Source organism: Achromobacter sp. FW305-C-28 (assembly GCF_058783235.1).
The window spans coordinates 23,694-40,549 of sequence record NZ_JBYSYL010000015.1; the positions used below are offsets into that span (position 1 = coordinate 23,694).

At 67.1% G+C, this 16,856-nt stretch carries 14 protein-coding genes; 5 read left to right on the plus strand and 9 right to left on the minus strand.

Going from position 1 to position 16,856, the window contains the following annotated elements; all coding sequences use genetic code 11:
* Window positions 1-64: 64 nt before the first annotated feature.
* Genes AC3WMR_RS27220 through lhpI form a run of 3 tightly spaced genes read left to right on the plus strand, consistent with a single transcriptional unit; the run spans window position 65 to window position 6,015 of the window.
* Entirely contained in the window at window positions 65-1,555 is a 1,491-nt protein-coding gene (locus AC3WMR_RS27220; RefSeq protein WP_492266216.1) for a short-chain fatty acid transporter, read from the plus strand.
* A 25-nt stretch (window positions 1,556-1,580) separates the two neighbouring features.
* Window positions 1,581-5,024, plus strand: coding sequence for a molybdopterin-dependent oxidoreductase (locus tag AC3WMR_RS27225; protein ID WP_492266306.1), 3,444 nt, complete (start codon window positions 1,581-1,583; stop codon window positions 5,022-5,024).
* Between the two features lie 40 nt (window positions 5,025-5,064).
* Window positions 5,065-6,015 (plus strand): bifunctional Delta(1)-pyrroline-2-carboxylate/Delta(1)-piperideine-2-carboxylate reductase, encoded by a 951-nt coding sequence (gene lhpI / locus AC3WMR_RS27230; RefSeq protein WP_492266217.1) that lies wholly within the window; start codon window positions 5,065-5,067, stop codon window positions 6,013-6,015.
* A 58-nt stretch (window positions 6,016-6,073) separates the two neighbouring features.
* Here the strand turns inward: lhpI and AC3WMR_RS27235 are convergent, their stop codons facing one another.
* Window positions 6,074-6,436 carry a hypothetical protein gene (locus tag AC3WMR_RS27235; protein WP_492266218.1) on the minus strand — a complete coding sequence of 121 codons (363 nt, stop codon included), beginning with the start codon at window positions 6,434-6,436 and terminating at the stop codon, window positions 6,074-6,076.
* A 123-nt stretch (window positions 6,437-6,559) separates the two neighbouring features.
* Window positions 6,560-7,558, minus strand: coding sequence for a quinone oxidoreductase family protein (locus AC3WMR_RS27240; protein ID WP_492266219.1), 999 nt, complete (start codon window positions 7,556-7,558; stop codon window positions 6,560-6,562).
* Window positions 7,559-7,712: 154 nt separating this feature from the next.
* Between AC3WMR_RS27240 and AC3WMR_RS27245 the strand changes: the two genes are divergently transcribed.
* Complete coding sequence (locus tag AC3WMR_RS27245; protein WP_492266220.1) at window positions 7,713-8,576, plus strand: LysR family transcriptional regulator; 864 nt, start codon at window positions 7,713-7,715, stop codon at window positions 8,574-8,576.
* Between the two features lie 57 nt (window positions 8,577-8,633).
* Here AC3WMR_RS27245 and AC3WMR_RS27250 read toward each other — a convergent pair whose 3' ends face one another.
* Window positions 8,634-8,993 carry a MerR family transcriptional regulator gene (locus AC3WMR_RS27250; protein WP_492266221.1) on the minus strand — a complete coding sequence of 120 codons (360 nt, stop codon included), beginning with the start codon at window positions 8,991-8,993 and terminating at the stop codon, window positions 8,634-8,636.
* A 290-nt stretch (window positions 8,994-9,283) separates the two neighbouring features.
* On the opposite strand from AC3WMR_RS27250, the gene AC3WMR_RS27255 reads away from it, so the two are divergent.
* Entirely contained in the window at window positions 9,284-10,135 is an 852-nt protein-coding gene (locus tag AC3WMR_RS27255; RefSeq protein WP_492266222.1) for an alpha/beta fold hydrolase, read from the plus strand.
* Window positions 10,136-10,183: 48 nt separating this feature from the next.
* On the opposite strand, the gene AC3WMR_RS27260 is transcribed toward AC3WMR_RS27255, so the two are convergent.
* From AC3WMR_RS27260 to AC3WMR_RS27285, 6 genes are all read right to left on the minus strand, one after another.
* Complete coding sequence (locus tag AC3WMR_RS27260) at window positions 10,184-10,831, minus strand: nucleotidyltransferase family protein (RefSeq protein WP_492266223.1); 648 nt, start codon at window positions 10,829-10,831, stop codon at window positions 10,184-10,186.
* Between the two features lie 7 nt (window positions 10,832-10,838).
* Window positions 10,839-11,891, minus strand: coding sequence for an XdhC family protein (locus tag AC3WMR_RS27265; protein WP_492266224.1), 1,053 nt, complete (start codon window positions 11,889-11,891; stop codon window positions 10,839-10,841).
* 7 nt (window positions 11,892-11,898) lie between these two features.
* Window positions 11,899-14,172, minus strand: a complete 2,274-nt coding sequence (locus AC3WMR_RS27270; protein ID WP_492266225.1) for a xanthine dehydrogenase family protein molybdopterin-binding subunit — start codon at window positions 14,170-14,172, stop codon at window positions 11,899-11,901.
* A gap of 63 nt (window positions 14,173-14,235) precedes the next feature.
* Window positions 14,236-14,907, minus strand: a complete 672-nt coding sequence (locus tag AC3WMR_RS27275; RefSeq protein WP_492266226.1) for an isochorismatase family protein — start codon at window positions 14,905-14,907, stop codon at window positions 14,236-14,238.
* Window positions 14,904-15,977, minus strand: a complete 1,074-nt coding sequence (locus AC3WMR_RS27280; RefSeq protein WP_492266227.1) for a 2,5-dihydroxypyridine 5,6-dioxygenase NicX family protein — start codon at window positions 15,975-15,977, stop codon at window positions 14,904-14,906. Before AC3WMR_RS27280 ends, AC3WMR_RS27275 begins: the two co-directional genes overlap by 4 nt.
* 41 nt (window positions 15,978-16,018) lie before the next feature.
* A complete protein-coding gene (locus AC3WMR_RS27285) occupies window positions 16,019-16,846 on the minus strand; it encodes an alpha/beta fold hydrolase (protein WP_492266228.1) in 828 nt (275 codons plus the stop codon).
* Window positions 16,847-16,856: the final 10 nt, after the last annotated feature.

Consider the following 16,856-nt stretch of genomic DNA (forward strand, 5'->3'; position numbering starts at 1 on the left):
GCACATTCGCGCGTCGTCGGATGTGTCTCGAGGAACGCCAACATTCCAAGAAATGGAGACTCCCATGCAATCGTCATCGAGCATTCCTGCCCATCCTGCGGCGCCAGGCAACGCCCCTCCCGACACGCCGCCTGACATCGAACGCAGCACGGGTCTGCTCAGCCGCCTTGGGCTGCGTTTCACCGCGTGGGCGGAACGCTGGTTTCCCGATGCCTTTGTCTTTGCTGCCATCGCCGTGATCGTCGTCGCGGGCGCGGCAATGGCCAACGGGTCGAGCCCCCAAGCCGTGGCCAAGGCGTTTGGCGATGGATTCTGGAGTTTGATCGTCTTTACGATGCAGATGGCGGTCGTCGCCATTGGCGGCTACGTGGTGGCGACTTCTCCGCCCGCCGCTCGCCTTATCCAACGGTTGGCCGCGGTGCCACGGTCCGGCAGGCAGGGGATCGCGTATGTAGCGCTGATCAGCATGATCCTGTCGCTCTTTAACTGGGGCGTCTCGCTGATCTTCAGCGCGCTCTATGCGCGAGCCCTGGCTCGCCGGGCGGACCTGCGCGTGGACTACCGGGCCGCCGGCGCCGCGGCGTACCTTGGCCTGGGCGCAACCTGGGCGTTGGGCTTGAGTTCGTCTGCCGCGCAGTTGCAGGCCAACCCGGGCAGCCTGCCAAAGAGCATCCTGGATATCACCGGGGTGATCCCGTTCAGCCAGACCATCTTTCTTTGGCAGTCCATGGTCATGGCCGCCGTGCTGATCGTCGTGTCGGTGGCGATCTGTTTTTTTTCGGCGCCTACCGGTGCCAATGCCGTCACGGCCCAGGATCTGGGCGTGGACCTTGCCGAGTTCAAGCCGGCTGCCCAGGATCCGGCCAGGCGCCGCCCCGGTGAATGGTTCGAGCGTAGCCCCTTGCTGACGATTCTTCTGTGTGCGCTGGGATTTGGCTGGTTGGCACAGGAATTCATGGCAAAAAGTCCGCTCGTGGCCATCTCAGGGCTCAATACGTACAACCTGCTGTTCCTGCTGCTCGGCTTGCTGCTGCATTGGCGTCCCCGGAATTTTCTGGATGCCGTGACGCGCGCGGTGCCTTCCACCGCGGGCGTCATCATTCAATTCCCCTTGTACGGCGCCATCGCGGCAATGCTGACGACCGCCAAGGGGCATGATGGCATTGCGTTGTCAGACCGCATCGCGCACCTGTTCGTCAGCATCTCCAACACCGACACCTTCGCGGTGATGATGGGTGCGTATTCCGCCGTCCTGGGCTTCTTCATTCCGTCGGGCGGCGGCAAGTGGATCATCGAGGCGCCTTACGTCATGCAGGCCGCCAACGAGCTCAAGGTGCACCTGGGTTGGGCGGTGCAGGTCTATAACGCCGCGGAAGCGCTTCCGAACCTGATCAATCCCTTCTGGATGCTGCCGCTGCTTGGCGTCCTGGCGCTGAAAGCACGCGACATCGTGGGCTTTACGTTCCTGCAATTGCTGGTCCACGCGCCGCTTGTGCTCTTCATGCTCTGGTTCCTGGGGCGTACGCTCGACTACGTTCCTCCGGTCATGCCCTGACCCTCGACGAGCACGCTTGATCGTGATGCCGACAGAATCCAAGCAGGGGTATTGCACGCTTTGCCGTTCGCGATGCGGTACGGTCAACGAGGTGCGCGGAGACATGTTGATTTCCGTTCGCCCGGATCCGTCACATCCGACGGGCGAAGCGATGTGCATGAAGGGTAAATCAGCGCCTGAGCTGGTGCACAGCCCCCACCGCCTGCAAACCCCTTTGCGTCGCACCAATCCGAAAGGAAGTCCCGATCCGGGCTGGGTGCGCATCAGCTGGGAAGAGGCGCTGGCGGAAACGGCGCGGCGGCTTGGCACCATTCGCGCCGAAAGCGGCGCGGAGTCGGTCGTGTTCTCCGTCACGACGCCCAGCGGCACGCCGCTGAGCGACAGCATCGACTGGATCGAGCGCTTCGTTCGCCTGTTTGGCAGCCCCAATATCTGTTACGCGACGGAGGTCTGCAATTGGCACAAGGACTACGCGCATGCGTTCACCTTCGGCTGTGGCATGCCGCCGGCCGATTACGCCGAGGCCGACCTCATCGTCCTGTGGGGGCATAACCCCGCGAACACGTGGCTTGCGCAGGCATCGGCCATAGGCAAGGGCCGCATGCGTGGCGCAAAGATGGTCGTGGTCGATCCCCGGCCCACGGCGCTCGCCCGCCAGGCCGACGTTTGGCTACCGGTACGTCCGGGCACGGATGCGGCAGTGGCGTTGGGCCTGATCCACCTGCTGATTGCGCAAGGCCGGTACGACGACGCGTTTGTGCGCGATTGGACGAACGGCCCGCTGCTGGTGCGCAGCGACAACGGGCAGTTCCTGCGCGAGCAGGATGTCTGGCCTGTTGCGGTGCGCAACCGCTTCCTGGTATGGAACGACGCACGCCATTGCGTCTGTCCATACGACACCGAGCAGGCTGCGCAGCCACAGCAGAGCGCGGATTTTCGCTTGCGCGGCGCGGTTACTGTCGATGTGTGCGGCGCCGCCGGGCTGGTCTGCCATCCTGCGTTTGAATTGCTTGCCCAGGCCAGCGCCCATTATGGGCCGAGGGAAGTCGAGAGCATTACCGGCGTGCCGGCGGCTTCGCTGCACGCGGCAGCGGCGCTTTTCGGTTCGCTCGGCCGCATTGCGTACCACGCCTGGACAGGCATCGGTCAACACGCCAATGCCACGCAATCAGAGCGCGCGGTGGCCACGCTGTACGCGCTGACCGGCAGTTTTGACCGTATTGGCGGCAACCGTGTGCGCATCGGGCCGCCCATCAACGCGGTAAACGCGCTTTCCCTGCTGGGTGAAGCGCAGAGGAAGAAGGCGCTTGGCATTGATGAGCGGCCTATCGGCCCGCCGGCCCATGGCTGGGTGACGGCTCGCGACACCTACCGGGCGATTCTGGAAGGACGACCGTACAAGGTGCGGGCCATGGTGGCGTTCGGCACGAACCTGCCGGTTTCACAGGCGGATACCTCGCAGGCGCGCCAGGCGTTTTCCGAGCTCGAATTTCATGTGCATTGCGACCTGTTCGAGACCCCGGCGGCCAGGTACGCGGACATTTTTCTGCCCGTCAACACGCCCTGGGAGCGCGAGGGACTGCGAGTCGGCTTCGAGATCAGCGACCGGGCCGCGGGATGGGTCCAGTTGCGCCAGCAAATGGTGCCGCCGCGCGGGGAATCTCGCTCGGACAACGACATCGTGTTCGATCTCGCATGTCGGCTCGGCTTGGGCGACGAATTCTTCGGCGGCAGTGTGCAAGCGGGGTGGGACCACATCCTGGCACCCACGGGAATCTCGGTGGAACAGTTGCGTCAACGCCCGGAGGGCATCGCCTGCCCGGTCGACGCGGGAGAAAGGAAGTATGCGCGTCCGACAGCCACTGGCGTGCGTGGGTTCGCAACGCCCACGCGGCGAGTCGAGCTTTATTCGGAAAACCTGCTTCGGCACCGCCAGCCGCCATTGGCCGCATTTGTAGAGCCCGCCGATACGCCACGGGATCTGAACGCGACGCAAGGGCGCTTTCCTTATGTCTTGAGCTCGGCCAAGAACGGCTTCTATTGCCACAGCCAGCATCGCAGCCTGACATCGCTGCGCAAAAGGGCGCCGGATCCCATCGCTGAACTCAGTCCCGTGCTTGCCAATGCAAAAGGCATTCTGGATGGGGATTGGATACGCATCCGCACGCGTGTTGGGCAGGCCCGGTTCGTCGCCCGCATTACCCCCCAACTGGCCGATGGCGTCGTCGTGGCGGAGTTCGGATGGTGGCAAGGCTGCCCGGAACTCGATCGCGATGGCCTGTCCACAGAGGGCTTGGCCAACAGCAATTTCAATAGCTTGATCTCCGCAGATCACCACGACCCGGTCAGTGGATCCTCGCCGTTACGCTCGTTTCTATGCGACGTCGAGTCGGACCCGCTCATCGAGGTGCGCCAGCGAAAGTGGGCGGGCTATCGCGACTTTCGCGTCAGCGAACTGCGTCGGGAAGCCGACGGGGTGCTGGGTATCCACTTTGAGCCCTTGGACGACGTTGAATTGCCAGACTACCGTCCGGGACAGCATATCGAGATCAAACTGGACGGAGGCGACGGCACCCCGATATCGCGTGCGTACTCACTGACTGGGCCGGCCGCCGTGCCGCATCGGCGCCGCTACAGCATCGCCGTACGCCATCAAAAAGGGCTGTCATCCGATGGCACGCCATTTGAAGGGCGCATGTCTGGCGTCTTGCACCGCAGGCTCCGCGTGGGCGATGTCGTGTCGCTGCGTTCTCCCGCAGGGGGCTGGGTCGTTCCGCGTCAATCGCCGCAGCCGCTTTTGCTGTTTGCCGGCGGTATAGGCATTACGCCGTTCTTGAGCCTGCTCGAGTCGTTGCCGGATGGCGCGGACGGGCCGGAAATCTGGCTCTACTACGCGAACCAGAACAGCGGCACGCACGCGTTCCGCGAACGTATTGCCCATCACCGTGCTCGATTGCCTCGGCTGCACGTCTACGACTACTACGCAGCGCCGCTTCCAGGCGATCGCGAAGGCGTGGACTTCACGGCCAGGCGTTACGTCGATGCAAGCGTCGTTGACGATGCACTGATCGAACGACGGGCCCGCATTTACCTGTGTGGACCGCCCGCGATGATGGAGGCCGTGACCAACGGACTCGTGGCGCGCGGCGTTCCGCGTTTCGACATCTTCAGCGAGCTGTTCCGCTCTCCGTCCACGCCGCCCTCGGGCAACGAAGCCTTCAACGTGAGCTTTTCCCGTTCGAGGCGGGATTCAGTGAAATGGACTCCCAGGCAAGGCACGTTGCTGACGTTTGCGGAATCCCTGGGCGTGCAGATGGCGAGCGGCTGCCGCGTCGGGCAATGCGAAAGCTGCGCGGTGCGGTTGGTGTCCGGCAAGGTACGCCATCTGCATGGCAGCGAGCCCGATGATCCGGGCATTTGTCTGGCCTGTCAGGCCATCCCTGTCGAGGACGTCGTGCTGGATGCATGACCCGATGCAAGTTTCCATTCGAGGCTGAAAAGGACTAGTCATGAAAATCATCAATGCTGCGGATACGCAGCGCGCGCTGCCTTTCGAGCGTCTCATTCCGGCGATCGAAGCCATGTTCATCTCTGGATGCGAGGTGCCCTTGCGGCATGTACACGCCCTGCACGAGACGCCCGAGGAGTCGCCCATGACGGTGCTGATCATGCCGGCGTGGCAGCGTGACCGGTATTTGGGAATCAAGACCGTCAACATCTATCCCGCCTATGCCGCCCGCGGCCTGCCTGGCCTGTACTCAACCTATGTTCTCTATGACGCCAGGACGGGGGAGCCGCTGGCCCTGATTGACGGCAACGAAATCACATCGCGTCGCACCGCCGCAGCGTCCGCGCTCGCCGCATCCTACCTGGCTCCGGCGACGGCCAGCCATTTGCTGGTGGTCGGCTGCGGGCGCGTGGGTAGCCTCATTCCCGATGCGTATCGAGCGGTCCGGCCTATCGAGAGGGTTCAGGTGTGGGACCGGAATGTCCAGGCGGCGAGAGCCCTTGCCGAAACGCTGCGAACCCAGGGCATTGACGCCAGTGTTGCGCCTGATCTGGCCGGTGCGGTTCGTGAGGCCGATATTGTCAGTTGCGCGACGCTCGCCACCGAACCGCTCATCCAAGGCGCGGCGCTGCGTGCATGCAGCCACCTTGATCTCATCGGCAGTTTCACGCCACAGATGCGGGAAGCGGACGACGCGTGCTTCAGCAATGCGCGCCTGTTTGTCGATACGCAGGAGGCGTTGCAAAAAAGTGGTGAGCTGCTTGGCCCGATGTCGCGTGGCGTTTTTTCTCCGGACGATATCGCCGGAGATTTGGCGGGTCTGGCGAACGGAAGCATTCCGGGCCGCGGGGATTCAGGGGGGCGCACGGTCTTCAAGGCCGTCGGCACCGCGCTGGAGGATCTGGCCGCGGCGATCCTGGTCTACGAAAGCGCAGCGCAGTCAGAATCCTGAATCGCAGGTCGAGGGTTCGTGCGCTCGCGGCGCGGGCGCAGAAGGTTGACGGTGGCCGTTACCTCAAGATCACTGTATAGCGGCGCATCGGCGCCTTGAAAAAGACGTAGCCGATTTCGTTCACCCGGCCGCGCAGCACGATGTCCCTGGCTTGCGTGGCGACGTCCTGGCCATCGCTGGCCTGGATGGTGGCTTCGATGCAGTCCCCGGACCGATAGCCGGCCGTCTTGATGACCACGTCCAAATCGACGTAGTGGTCGACCTCGTCGGTGGTGACGCGTGCGTGGTAGGGGCCATTGGTCCAGTAGATTTCCTCGACCTTGCCGCTGCGCCTGGCCGTTGTGACGTCGCAGGGCGCGGAAGGGGCAAGGAGCCGGATAGGCGCTTGCGCATAGGCAGCCGGCGACGGCGTTTCTGCCATGGCTGAAGACGCCATGACGCCGAGGGCTGCCGCAATAAAGGGACGTGAAAACTGCATGATCCGCCGTGAACAGGAATACGGCGCCGGAACGGGATCCTGGCGCCTGGTCCGCCCAGTTGTAGCCTAATCCTCGCCGATCCGCATGACGGACTTGCCGATCTGCTGGCGCGCTTCGATCCGCGCATGGATCTGTTGCACGTCCTCCATGGTGTAGCGGCCTTCGATGTCGATACGCAACGAGCCTTCCAGGATGGCGCCGAACACGGCGTCGGCGCGGCGCTGCACGGTGGCGCCGTCCTGCATGTGGTCGGCCAGGCGAGGGCGGGTCAGGAAGAGCGAGCCGGCTTCGCCGAGTTCGATGGGGTCCAGGTCGGTGACCGAGCCGGACACGTTGCCGTAATTGATGACCACGCCGCGGGTGCGGCAGGCCCGCAGGCTGTGGCGCAAGGTGGCCTTGCCCACCGAGTCGAATACGACGTCGACGCCTTGGCCGCCGGTGGCCTCGCGGATGCGGTCGGCAAAGCCGCCGTCGTCATAAGGCAAGGCGTGGTCGGCGCCGCGTTGCAGGGCGATGGCGCACTTTTGTGCGGTGCTGCCCGTGACGAAGACCGTGGCGCCGCGGCGCTTGGCCATCTGCACCAGCAGTTGGCCGATGCTGCCCGAGGCGGCGTGGATGAGGCAGCTGCTGCCGGGTTGCAGCCGGGCGATGTCTTCGACCAGGTAGTGGGCGGTGGCGCCCTGGAAGATCGCCGCGGCGGCCAGGTCGAAGGGGATGGCATCGGGAATCCTGGCGACTTTGGACACCGGCACGCTGGCGTATTCCGCGTAGCTGCCCCAGGCGATGCACCAGGCCACGCGATCGCCCGGCGCCAGGTGCGTGACGTCCGCAGCGACCTCGACGACCTCGCCTGCGCCTTCCATGCCCAGGGTGCAGGGCAGACGCACGGGGTAGGTGACGGACGTGGCGTATTTGCCCTGGCGGGTGTGCACGTCCATGAAGTTGATGCCGGCGTAGGCGACCTTGACCAGGACGTGGCCGGGGGCGGCGACGGGCCTGAGCAGGTCGGTGCGCCGTTGCACGACGTCGGGGCCGCCGTAGCTTTCTATGAGGATGGCTTTCATGGCTGGGAAGATCCTGATGGGGCATGCCGGTTCAGGTTAGGAAGCACCGGCGGTGAGAAATCTGGGAAAGAATCTGGACCGACCCCATGGTAAAAGTGCCGAAAAGGTTAGAAAATTCCCCAATAGTTAACCTTATCTGTGCGGAAATAACCCGATGTTCGATTGGCAAGACCTGTATTGCTTCACGGTTCTGGCGCGCACCGGTTCGCTGTCGGCCGCGGCCCGCGAATTGCAGGTCGAACATGCGACGGTGGGGCGGCGCATCGATGCGCTGGAAAAGTCGCTGGGCCTGCGCCTGGTGGACCGTCTGCCTCGCAGCCGCCCATTGACCGAGGACGGTCTGGCGTTGGCCCGGTTGGCCAGCGGCATGCAGGACATCGGCAATGGCATCGCGCAGTTGGCGCGCGTGGCCTCCATCGAGGTGGCCGGCACGGTCAAGGTGAGTGCGCCGCCGTCGCTGGCCAGCCACTGCCTCGCGCCGCGCATGGCTGCGCTGCGCGAGCAGTATCCGAAGCTCAATGTCGTGCTGCTGCCGTCGCTGTCTCTGGTGGCGCTGGATCGGGGCGAGGCCGATATCGCCCTGCGCACGGTGCGGCCGGAAGAAGACGCGTTGATGCGCCGGCGTATCGGCGTGGTGCGCTTCGGCCTGTACGCCAGTGCGGCCATGAGCGAGCTGCCGCCCGAGCAATGGCGCTTCGTTGCCTACGACGACAGCGCCGATCATCTGCCGCAGCAGGTTTGGCTGCATCAGGTCCGGCGGCACCGGCCGGTGGTGTTCTCGGCCAGCGACCTGACGGCGCAGCAGATGGCGGCCCGGGCCGGCGTGGGGGCGGTGGTGTTGCCGACGATCGTGGGCGATGAAGATGCCGCTTTGCGACGCTTGCCGGTCGATAGCGCGGCGCCGGTGCGCGACATCTGGCTGACGGTGTATCCCGATCTGCGCCGGTCGCCGTCGGTCAAGGCGGTGATGGAATTCCTGGTGGCGTGCGTGCAAGCGGAACCGCGTTTGCAGGCGTGAGCGACCGCTTGGGGGCGTGACCCTGGGGCACTGCCCGGGACCCGGCAGCGGATGACGTTACTTTGGCGCCGTCGACGCGCCTTGCGCCAGCATTTGCCGCAGCCGCACACGGCGGCGTTCAAGTTCGGCGATCTGCTTTTCCACCGACGCGAGGCGTTGGCGTTGGGTCTCTGACGTTTGGGAGCAGGCCGCCGCGCCTTCGATCATGCGCATGCAGTCGGGAAAGCTCCGGATCTCGGCCAGGCTGAAGCCGGTGGCGATCAGGCGCTGGATCTGGCGCACCTGTGTCACTGCCACGGCAGAGAAGGTGCGATAGCCATTGTCGGCGCGGGCCGACGCCAGCAGGCCGTGGTCGTCGTAGTGGCGGATCGAGCGCAGGCTGGCGCCGGTCGCTCGGGCAAGGGCCCCGATCGACATAAGGGGGGCCGCGGTGTCTGGCTGGGCGGCGGCGGAGGGCTTGGGCTTCATGGCTGGCGGGGGGGACGGCGTCCGGCGCGGAAATACACCGCTTGACTCTAACACCAGTGTGAGGGTTGAGACTGGAATCCCCTTATGGAATCCAGGAGTCAGCCTTGATGCTGCATCACTCGCTTTTTCATCGCTTGCGCCCGACGTTGGCGGCGTTTGTCGTGACGGTTGGCGTCGGGTTGGCGCCAGCCATTGGGCAGGCCGCTGCGATACCGGCCGCGCCGACACAGGCCACCGCCATGCCTGTCGCCGCGACATCGCCTGCCCTGAGCAGGCACTACACCGTGACGGCGCCCGACGGCGTCACGCTGGCCGTGCAGGAATCCGGCAACCCCGAAGGCCCGCCCGTCGTGTTCGTACACGGCTTGCTGGGCAGCCGCCTCAGCTGGGACGCCCAGGTGGCCAGCCCGCAGCTGCAACGCTACCGCTTGATCACCTATGACCTGCGTGGCCATGGCTTGTCCGGCAAGCCGGTGGCGGCAACGGCCTATACCGATGGCCGCCGCTGGGCGGACGATCTGGCCGCGGTGATGGTTGCATCGGGGGTGCGCAACCCCGTGCTGGTGGGCTGGTCGCTGGGCGCGGCCGTGGTGACGAACTACCTGGCGGCCTATGGTGACGGCCACATCGCTGGTGCCGTGTATGTCGGGGGCGTGATCGAGCTGGACCCGGCGCAGATAGCGCCCCATCCCGACGTGTATCGCGACCTGGTGTCGCCAGACCTGAAGACGCACCTGGATGCCGAGCGGGCCTTTCTGGCGTTGTGCTTCCAGACGCAGCCCGATCCGGTCACGTTCCAGCGCCTGCTCGCCAACGCGGCCTTGGCATCGCCCGAAATGGTGGCCGCGGTGCCGTCGATGTCTGTCGCGGCGCAGGCCGGCCTGGGCGGCATGCGCAAGCCCCTGCTGCTGATCTATGGCGCGCGCGATGCGCTGGTGCAGGCGTTGCCGTCGATCGAGCGCGCCAGAGGCTTGAATCCAGGCCTTCGCAGCACGGTCTATGACAAGGCGGGCCACGCGCCGTTCCTGGAGGAAACGCGACGCTTCAATCGCGAACTGGCTGGGTTCATCGACACGACGGTCTCGCGCTGAGGCGGGCAAGGCCGGGTTGCGGCGGGTGTGCCCGGGCGATGGGTCGATCTATGCCTGTATCGACGCCGGCCACGCCACCGTCAACGGGTGCAGCCTGCGACGCAAGGCCTCGACGTCCTCGGGCGTATCCAGGTCCGTCACATACGCGCGGTGGTCGCTTGGGAAAGGCGCCACCCGGCCGCGCTGTTGCTGCATCCAGTCGCGTATCCCCAGCTCGGGCGGCAAGCCGTTGGCGGCCGCGGCACTGTGCGCCGCGAGGATGACCGGGTGGCCGCGTACGCCGGCCACCACGGGCTGCAGGATGTCGATGCCGGCAGCCCGGGTGTGCCAGTGGCGCACCAAGGCCTGCACGGCGTGGGCATCCAGCAGCGGCAGGTCGCCCACCAGCAGCATCAGGTCATGGTCGGGGCGGGCCTGGGCGTGCGCAGCCAGGGCCAGCCGTTGCGAGTCGATGAGGCTGCTGTTGTGCTGTGGGTGCGGCAACGGATGGATGGCGCCTCTTGCCGCCAGGGGCAACAAGATGTCGGCATACGGGCCGATGACGACGCTGACGGACGCGATGCCGTTGGCGCGCAAGGCCACGGCCAGCCGTTCGAGCAGGCTGGCGCCGTCTACAAGCAGCGCCGTCTTGGGTCGGCCGCCCAGGCGGGAGCCCTGGCCCGCGGCCAGGATGGTGGCGGCGATGGGCGTCGTCAAGGCGCGCCTACAGGCCGCAGACGCTGCCCTGCGTCAGGGCGTCGGCGTGAACGGCCGGGTGCACACGTGCCTTGCCGTCCGCCACGTTTTCCAGGCCGGAACGCTCGGCGCCATTCTTCGCGGCCACCACTTCGGCCATGATGGACAGGGCAATTTCGGCGGGGGTCTTGCTGCCGATGTAAATGCCGGCCGGGCCACGCAATCGGGCGAGGTCGGCGTCCGTCATGCCGAAGTGTTCGCGCAGGCGCTCGCGGCGCTGCTGGCTGTTTCTGCGCGAGCCGATGGCGCCGATGTAGAACGCCTCGGACTGCACGGCGTCGATCAGCGCCAGATCGTCGAGCTTGGGGTCGTGCGTCAGGGCGACTACCGCGGTGCGCCGGTCGGGTTGCAGCCGCAGGATCAGGTCGTCGGGCATTTCTCGGGTGTAGGCAATGCCTTCGTGCCGCCAGGTGTCATCGTGCGCGTCGCGGGGGTCGCAGACGATGATCTCGAAACCCAGCGTCAGGGCAATCTGGCACAGGAAGCGGGACGTGTCGCCCGCGCCGATCACGATGAGGCGGGCGGTGGGGCCGAAGTGGGAAACCAGCGCGGACCGGGTCAGTTGCGGCATGCCGTCGGGCGGGCCGTCCTGCAGCATGGCGTGGCCGGTTTCCAGGTCCAGGTGGCGTTCCAGGCAGCGCCGTTGGCGGCAGCCTTCAAGCAGCGCGGGCAGCTGGCTTTGCGGCCCGACGCATTCGAGCACCAGTTCTATCGTGCCGCCGCAGGGCAGGCCGAAGCGATGCGCATCGTCGGCCAGCACGCCGTAGCGCACGACCTCGGTGGGCGCACCGCCGGGGCGGGCCTGCAAGCGGCCTTCGCGGATGCGGTCCAGCAGGTCGTCTTCGATGCAGCCGCCGGACACCGAGCCGGCCACCTGGCCCAGCCCGTTGATCGCCATGATGGAGCCGGGCGGGCGCGGCGACGAGCCCCACGTTCGCGCCACGGTGACCAGCCAGACGGGCAGGCCGGCGTCGTGCCAGGCAACGGCTTTTTCAAGAACCAGCAAGTTGATGTCGATCATCGTCGTCTCACGCGTTGAGCACGGCGCGCACGGCGTCGGGCGTGAAGGGGGCGGCATAGAAGCGCCGGCCGGTGGCATCGAACAAGGCGTTGGCGATGGCGGCAGGCCCCGGCACCGACGCGGATTCGCCCGCGCCCATCGGCGGTTCGTCCTGGCGCGGCATCAGCAGCACGTCGATGGGCGGCAGGTCCTTGAAGCCGATGATGGGGTAGCCGCCCCATTCGCGGCTCGCCACGCCGGCTTCGTTGAAGTCCACCTTCTCGAGCAGGCAGCGGCTGAGCGTCTGGTTGATGTTGCCATGGATCTGGTGGCGCACGCCGTCGGGGTTGACCACCATGCCGGTGTCCTGGCCGACCACGATACGGTCGATGCGGATGCGGCCGCTGTCGGGGTGCACGCGCAGGTCGATGACCCAGGCGGCCCAGGCGGCGCCGAAGCCGGGGAATTTGCTGTGCACATAGCGGGCGTAGGCCATGCCGCGGCCGTGCAGCAGGCCATCGGCGCCCGGCTGGCCGCGGCTGCCGGACGCCAGGCGGCGCCAGCCGGCGCGGGCAGCGGTGGCCTCGATGAGTTCAACGGCGCGGCGGTCGTCCAGGTGGCGGGTGCGGTAGTCGACGGGGTCTTCGCCGGCCGCGTGGGCCAGCTCGTCGATCATGCAGTCGTGCGCAAATGAGTTGGGCAGGGCCGACACGCCGCGCAACCAGGATGCGCGCATGATCGGCGCCATGTCGTGGCAGACGATGCGCCGATGCGCGTAGCGGTAGGGCGGCGCGGCGGTACGGTCGCCCATTTCCAGGGTGCGCGGCTCGCCGGACACGCCGCCCGTCAGCAACAGCGCGAGCAGGGGCGCGTCGTTGGACGGGTAGCGCACGCCGAAATCATAGGCCAGGAGGTTGCCGTCGGCATCGATGGCGGCGGCCACGTCCATGAGCTGGCCCGTGCCCTTGGGTTCCCACTGGTGTTCCTGCTCGCGGGTCAGTTGCACGCGCACCGGCGTGCCCGTTGCGATGGCCAGCAGCGCGGCGTCCGCGCAGACATCGTCGGCGCAGTTGCGGCCATAGCAGCCGGCGGCTTCCAGGCGGACGATGTCGATGTTGCCTTCGCCCAGTTTCACCAGACGGTCCAGGTCGGTGCGCAGCATGTGCGGGTTCTGGGTGCCGGCCCAGACCGTCAGCCGGCCATCGCGGCAGTCGGCCACGGCGCACGACGGGCCGATGGACGCATGCATCTGGTACGGCCAGACATAGTGGCGTTCAAGGCGGTGCGCCGCGGTGGTACAGGCGTCGTTCAGGCCCGGGTCGTCGATCAGCACGCGGGCGCGAGCCGGGTTGGCGCCGATGGCCCGGGCCAGGTCGCTCAGGTCGGGGGCGGGCGGCACGGGGTGCCAGCGCACCTTCAGCGTCCGCATCGCGGCGATGGCCTGTTCTTCGCGATCGGCGACCACGCCGATGAAATCGCCTTGCACGACCACCTGGACGTTGCCGGGCAGGTCGGCGACTGATGCGCGATCCGCGTCGATCAGGCAATGGCCGACGAAGTCGCCCGCGTCGCGGCCGGGGTGCGGCGGGCGGATGACACGGCCGTGGCGCATGCCCGGCACGCGCACGTCGTGCACGAAGCTGAGCTCGCCCGTGGCCTTGGCGGGGATGTCCACGCGGGCGGCGCCTTGGCCGACGATGCGGTATTCGGCGGAGGGCTTGAGCTTGACGGGCTGGTCGGGTGGGGCCAGTTCCAGCCGCACGTGCTGGCCGCGCAGCAATTCGCCGTAGTGCAGCGTGCGCGTATCGTTGCCGTCCGCGAAGCGCACCACGCCGTCGCGCACGCACAGCGCATCGGCGCGGACGTCCCAGCGCCCGGCTGCCTGCGTCAGCAGGTGTTCACGCGCCTGGGCCGCGGCGCGGCGCAGCGGCACGGCGGATATCTGGATGCTGGCGCTGGCGATGGTCGGCCCCTGGTTGGGGACGGCGCTGGTGTGCCCCAGCACCATGTCCAGCTGGGGCAACGGCACCTCGAGTTCTTCGGCCACGATCTGGGCCAGCGAGGTGCGAATGCCCGTGCCCAGGTCCACATGGCCATTGAAGGCGGCGGCGCGCCAGCCCGGCGGGGCGTCCTGGGCGATCACGGCCACGAAGATCTCGGGCGTGTCCTGGACGTAATCGGAGGCCGTCCCCGGTTGTCCGGGGGCGGGCTTGGGCGGGGCCGACGGCTTGCGCACCACTAGCAAGGCATCGGGATGCTCGAGCAGGGCGGTGTGCAGCGCGTGGGGCTGGGGCAGGTTCATGAAGCGGCGACGTTCCGGGCCAGGGGCTGATTATGCCGACAATTGCGGGCGCCAGAATCGGGGTCAACCCGCCACGGCGCGCGTGTCGGCCAGCGCCTGGGCCAGCGGCAGGACCGCGGCGTATTTCTGCGCCATGTCGAACAGGTTGCTTTCGTGCGGGCCCAGCGCGCGGTCGCCGCAGCAGTCGGACACGACCAGCGGCCTGAAACCTGACTGCATGGCGTCGACCACGCTGGCACGGACGCAGCCGCTGGTGACGCAGCCGGCCACCAGCAGCGTCTGCACGCCGCGCTGCGCCAGCCACGGCGCCAACATGGTGCCGAAGAAAGCAGATGGCGTGCTCTTGCGCACCACGTATTCGCCGGCGGCAGGCGTCAGCTCGGGCACGATTGCGCTGTGCGGGCTGTCTTCTTTCAGGGTGAGCATGCCCGGCACTTTCAGGCAGAAGATGTTGCTGTCAGCGTCGTCGTCCGAGAACACGATACGGCTGTGCGCCACCGGCCAGCCTTGTTCGCGCGCATGAGCCAGCAGGTGGCGGGTCTGGGCGATGGCGGGGGGGATATTGCCGCCGCCGAACACGGCCGGGTCAGCGAAACCGTTGACGAAGTCGATGATCAGCAGGCCGAAGGGCGCCTTCAGCGGCAGCGGCGTGCCGAAGCCTTGGCGGGCATAGGCCGAGATGTCGCCGGCGACGCCATCGGCGGGAATGGTCTGGGTCGAGGAAGTGGATGTCATAGGGTTTCCTTGCGGCGGGCGGCGCGCGAGAGGCCGGCTTCGTCCTGGACCACACCGTCGATGACAACGGGGCGGCCGTCGAGCGCAACGCTGCAATGGCGCATCGGGATGTCGATATGGCAGGCGGTGGTGCGGTGGCCGCCGGCCTCGTTGTTGGGCCCCATCGACCACAGGAAGTTGCCTTCGAACGCACGCGCATCCATGCCGATGTGGGTTTCCTTGTTGTAGTGGGCCAGCATCGACCAGTGCGCGCGGGGTTGCAGGCCCCAGCCGATGTGCGAGACCGCGTAGGCCTCGGGGTCCTCGTAGGACGCCATGTATTCCTTGAGCAGGTCGGCCTGCAGGCCGCCTTCGATGCGGATCACATAGCCGTTTTCGACGGTGAGCGTGATGGGGTCGGTGACGTAGTCCTTCATGGGCAGCAGGATGTCGCCACGGTCGAGCACGACGCGGCCCTGGCTTGCGCCTTCGTCGGGCCAGGTCAGCACGAAGCCGCTGGGCCAGTGGTCCCAGCGGCCGGGCTGGTCGACAAAGCCGTATTCGCTGATCGCAGGAAAATCGCCCAGGCGGCACACCAGGTCGGTGCCGGCGCGGGACGTGATGCGCATCTGCCTGGCCGCTTCGATTTCCTTGGCGGCGGCCTGCACGCGGGCGCGGTCGGTCTCGGTGGGCACCAGCCGGCACAGCACTTCCGGCGGCTCGATGGCCAGCAGGATCTTGGTGCCGGTCTGCAGGATTTCATGCTGTTCGGGCGAGAACAGCAGCGTCATCAGGTCCAGCACCAGGTCGCTGGCCTTGAGCGCGGCGATGGCGGCCGGGTTGCCGGTCAGCGGCGTGGTGCCCAGGTAGGCCAGCGAGTCGCGGCTGAGCGATTTCTCGGCATTGACGGGGGGCAGGTCCAGCCGGTTGACGCGCGCCTGCATGTCGCTGGCGGCGGCGATGGCGCAGCGCAGGGTTTGCGGGTGCGTGTCCGCGCCGGTCAGGACGGTGACGATCTGGCCGGGTTCGAGCCGGGAAAGGGACAGCACCTGCTTCCAGGCGTGGATCAGGTCGGTATCGCTCACGGACATGGCGTGCTCCTAGGGTCGCGAAAGAAGGGGGCGGTGCGGCCTCAGGCCACCCTGGCGCCCAGGAAGTCGCCCAGGGCGACATGGAAACCGGCTTCGTTGTCCCAGGGAATCATGTGGCCGGCATCGGGCACCCGGACGTGCTGCGTCTGCGGCGCCAAGGTCTGCCATTCGGCGACGTCATCGTCGCTGACCACGCCGCCGCGCTCGGCGGTCATGAGCAACAGCGGCACCGTGACGCCGGGCAGGTTGGCGTGGATGTCGTCGCGGCCGAAGTCTTCGAAGCTCTGGACGATGGCCGGTTCGAAGCAGGTGTGCAGCCATTGGGCCCGCAGGGCGCGCTGTTCGTCGGTCCAGGTGGGGCAGAACGCGCGCATGTCTTCTGCGCTCATGCCGTGGGTGGCCTGGCGGATGGAGTCCACATACCAGGCCAGGTTGGCGGGGTAGGCGCGGCGGCCCGGGCCGGACACCGGCGGGTCGACGATGACCAGGCGGGTCAACCCCTGCGGCGCCCGGCTGGCGGCGCGCACGGCGATGCGCCCGCCCATGGAATGGCCGACCAGCGCGTAGCGCGGCAGGCCCAGGGCCTGCGCCAGCGCGACGACGTCGGCGGCTTGCGCGTCCAGGCCGTAGTCCAGGTCGGGGCCGGATGAGGACAGGCCGCGGCCGCGCACGTCCAGCACGTAGGTGTCGAACTGGCGGCCCAGGCGTTCGGCGACAAAGCCCCAGGTGGCGGCGGGGCTGGTGATGCCGGGAATGACGATGACCGCGTCGCGGCCCGCGCGTTCGCCGCCGTAGCGCAGATAGTGCTGGCGGATGCCGTTGGCGTGGGCGTGGGCGCCGTAGAGATAGGTGCTGGTGGGCGGATTCATGGATGGGTCC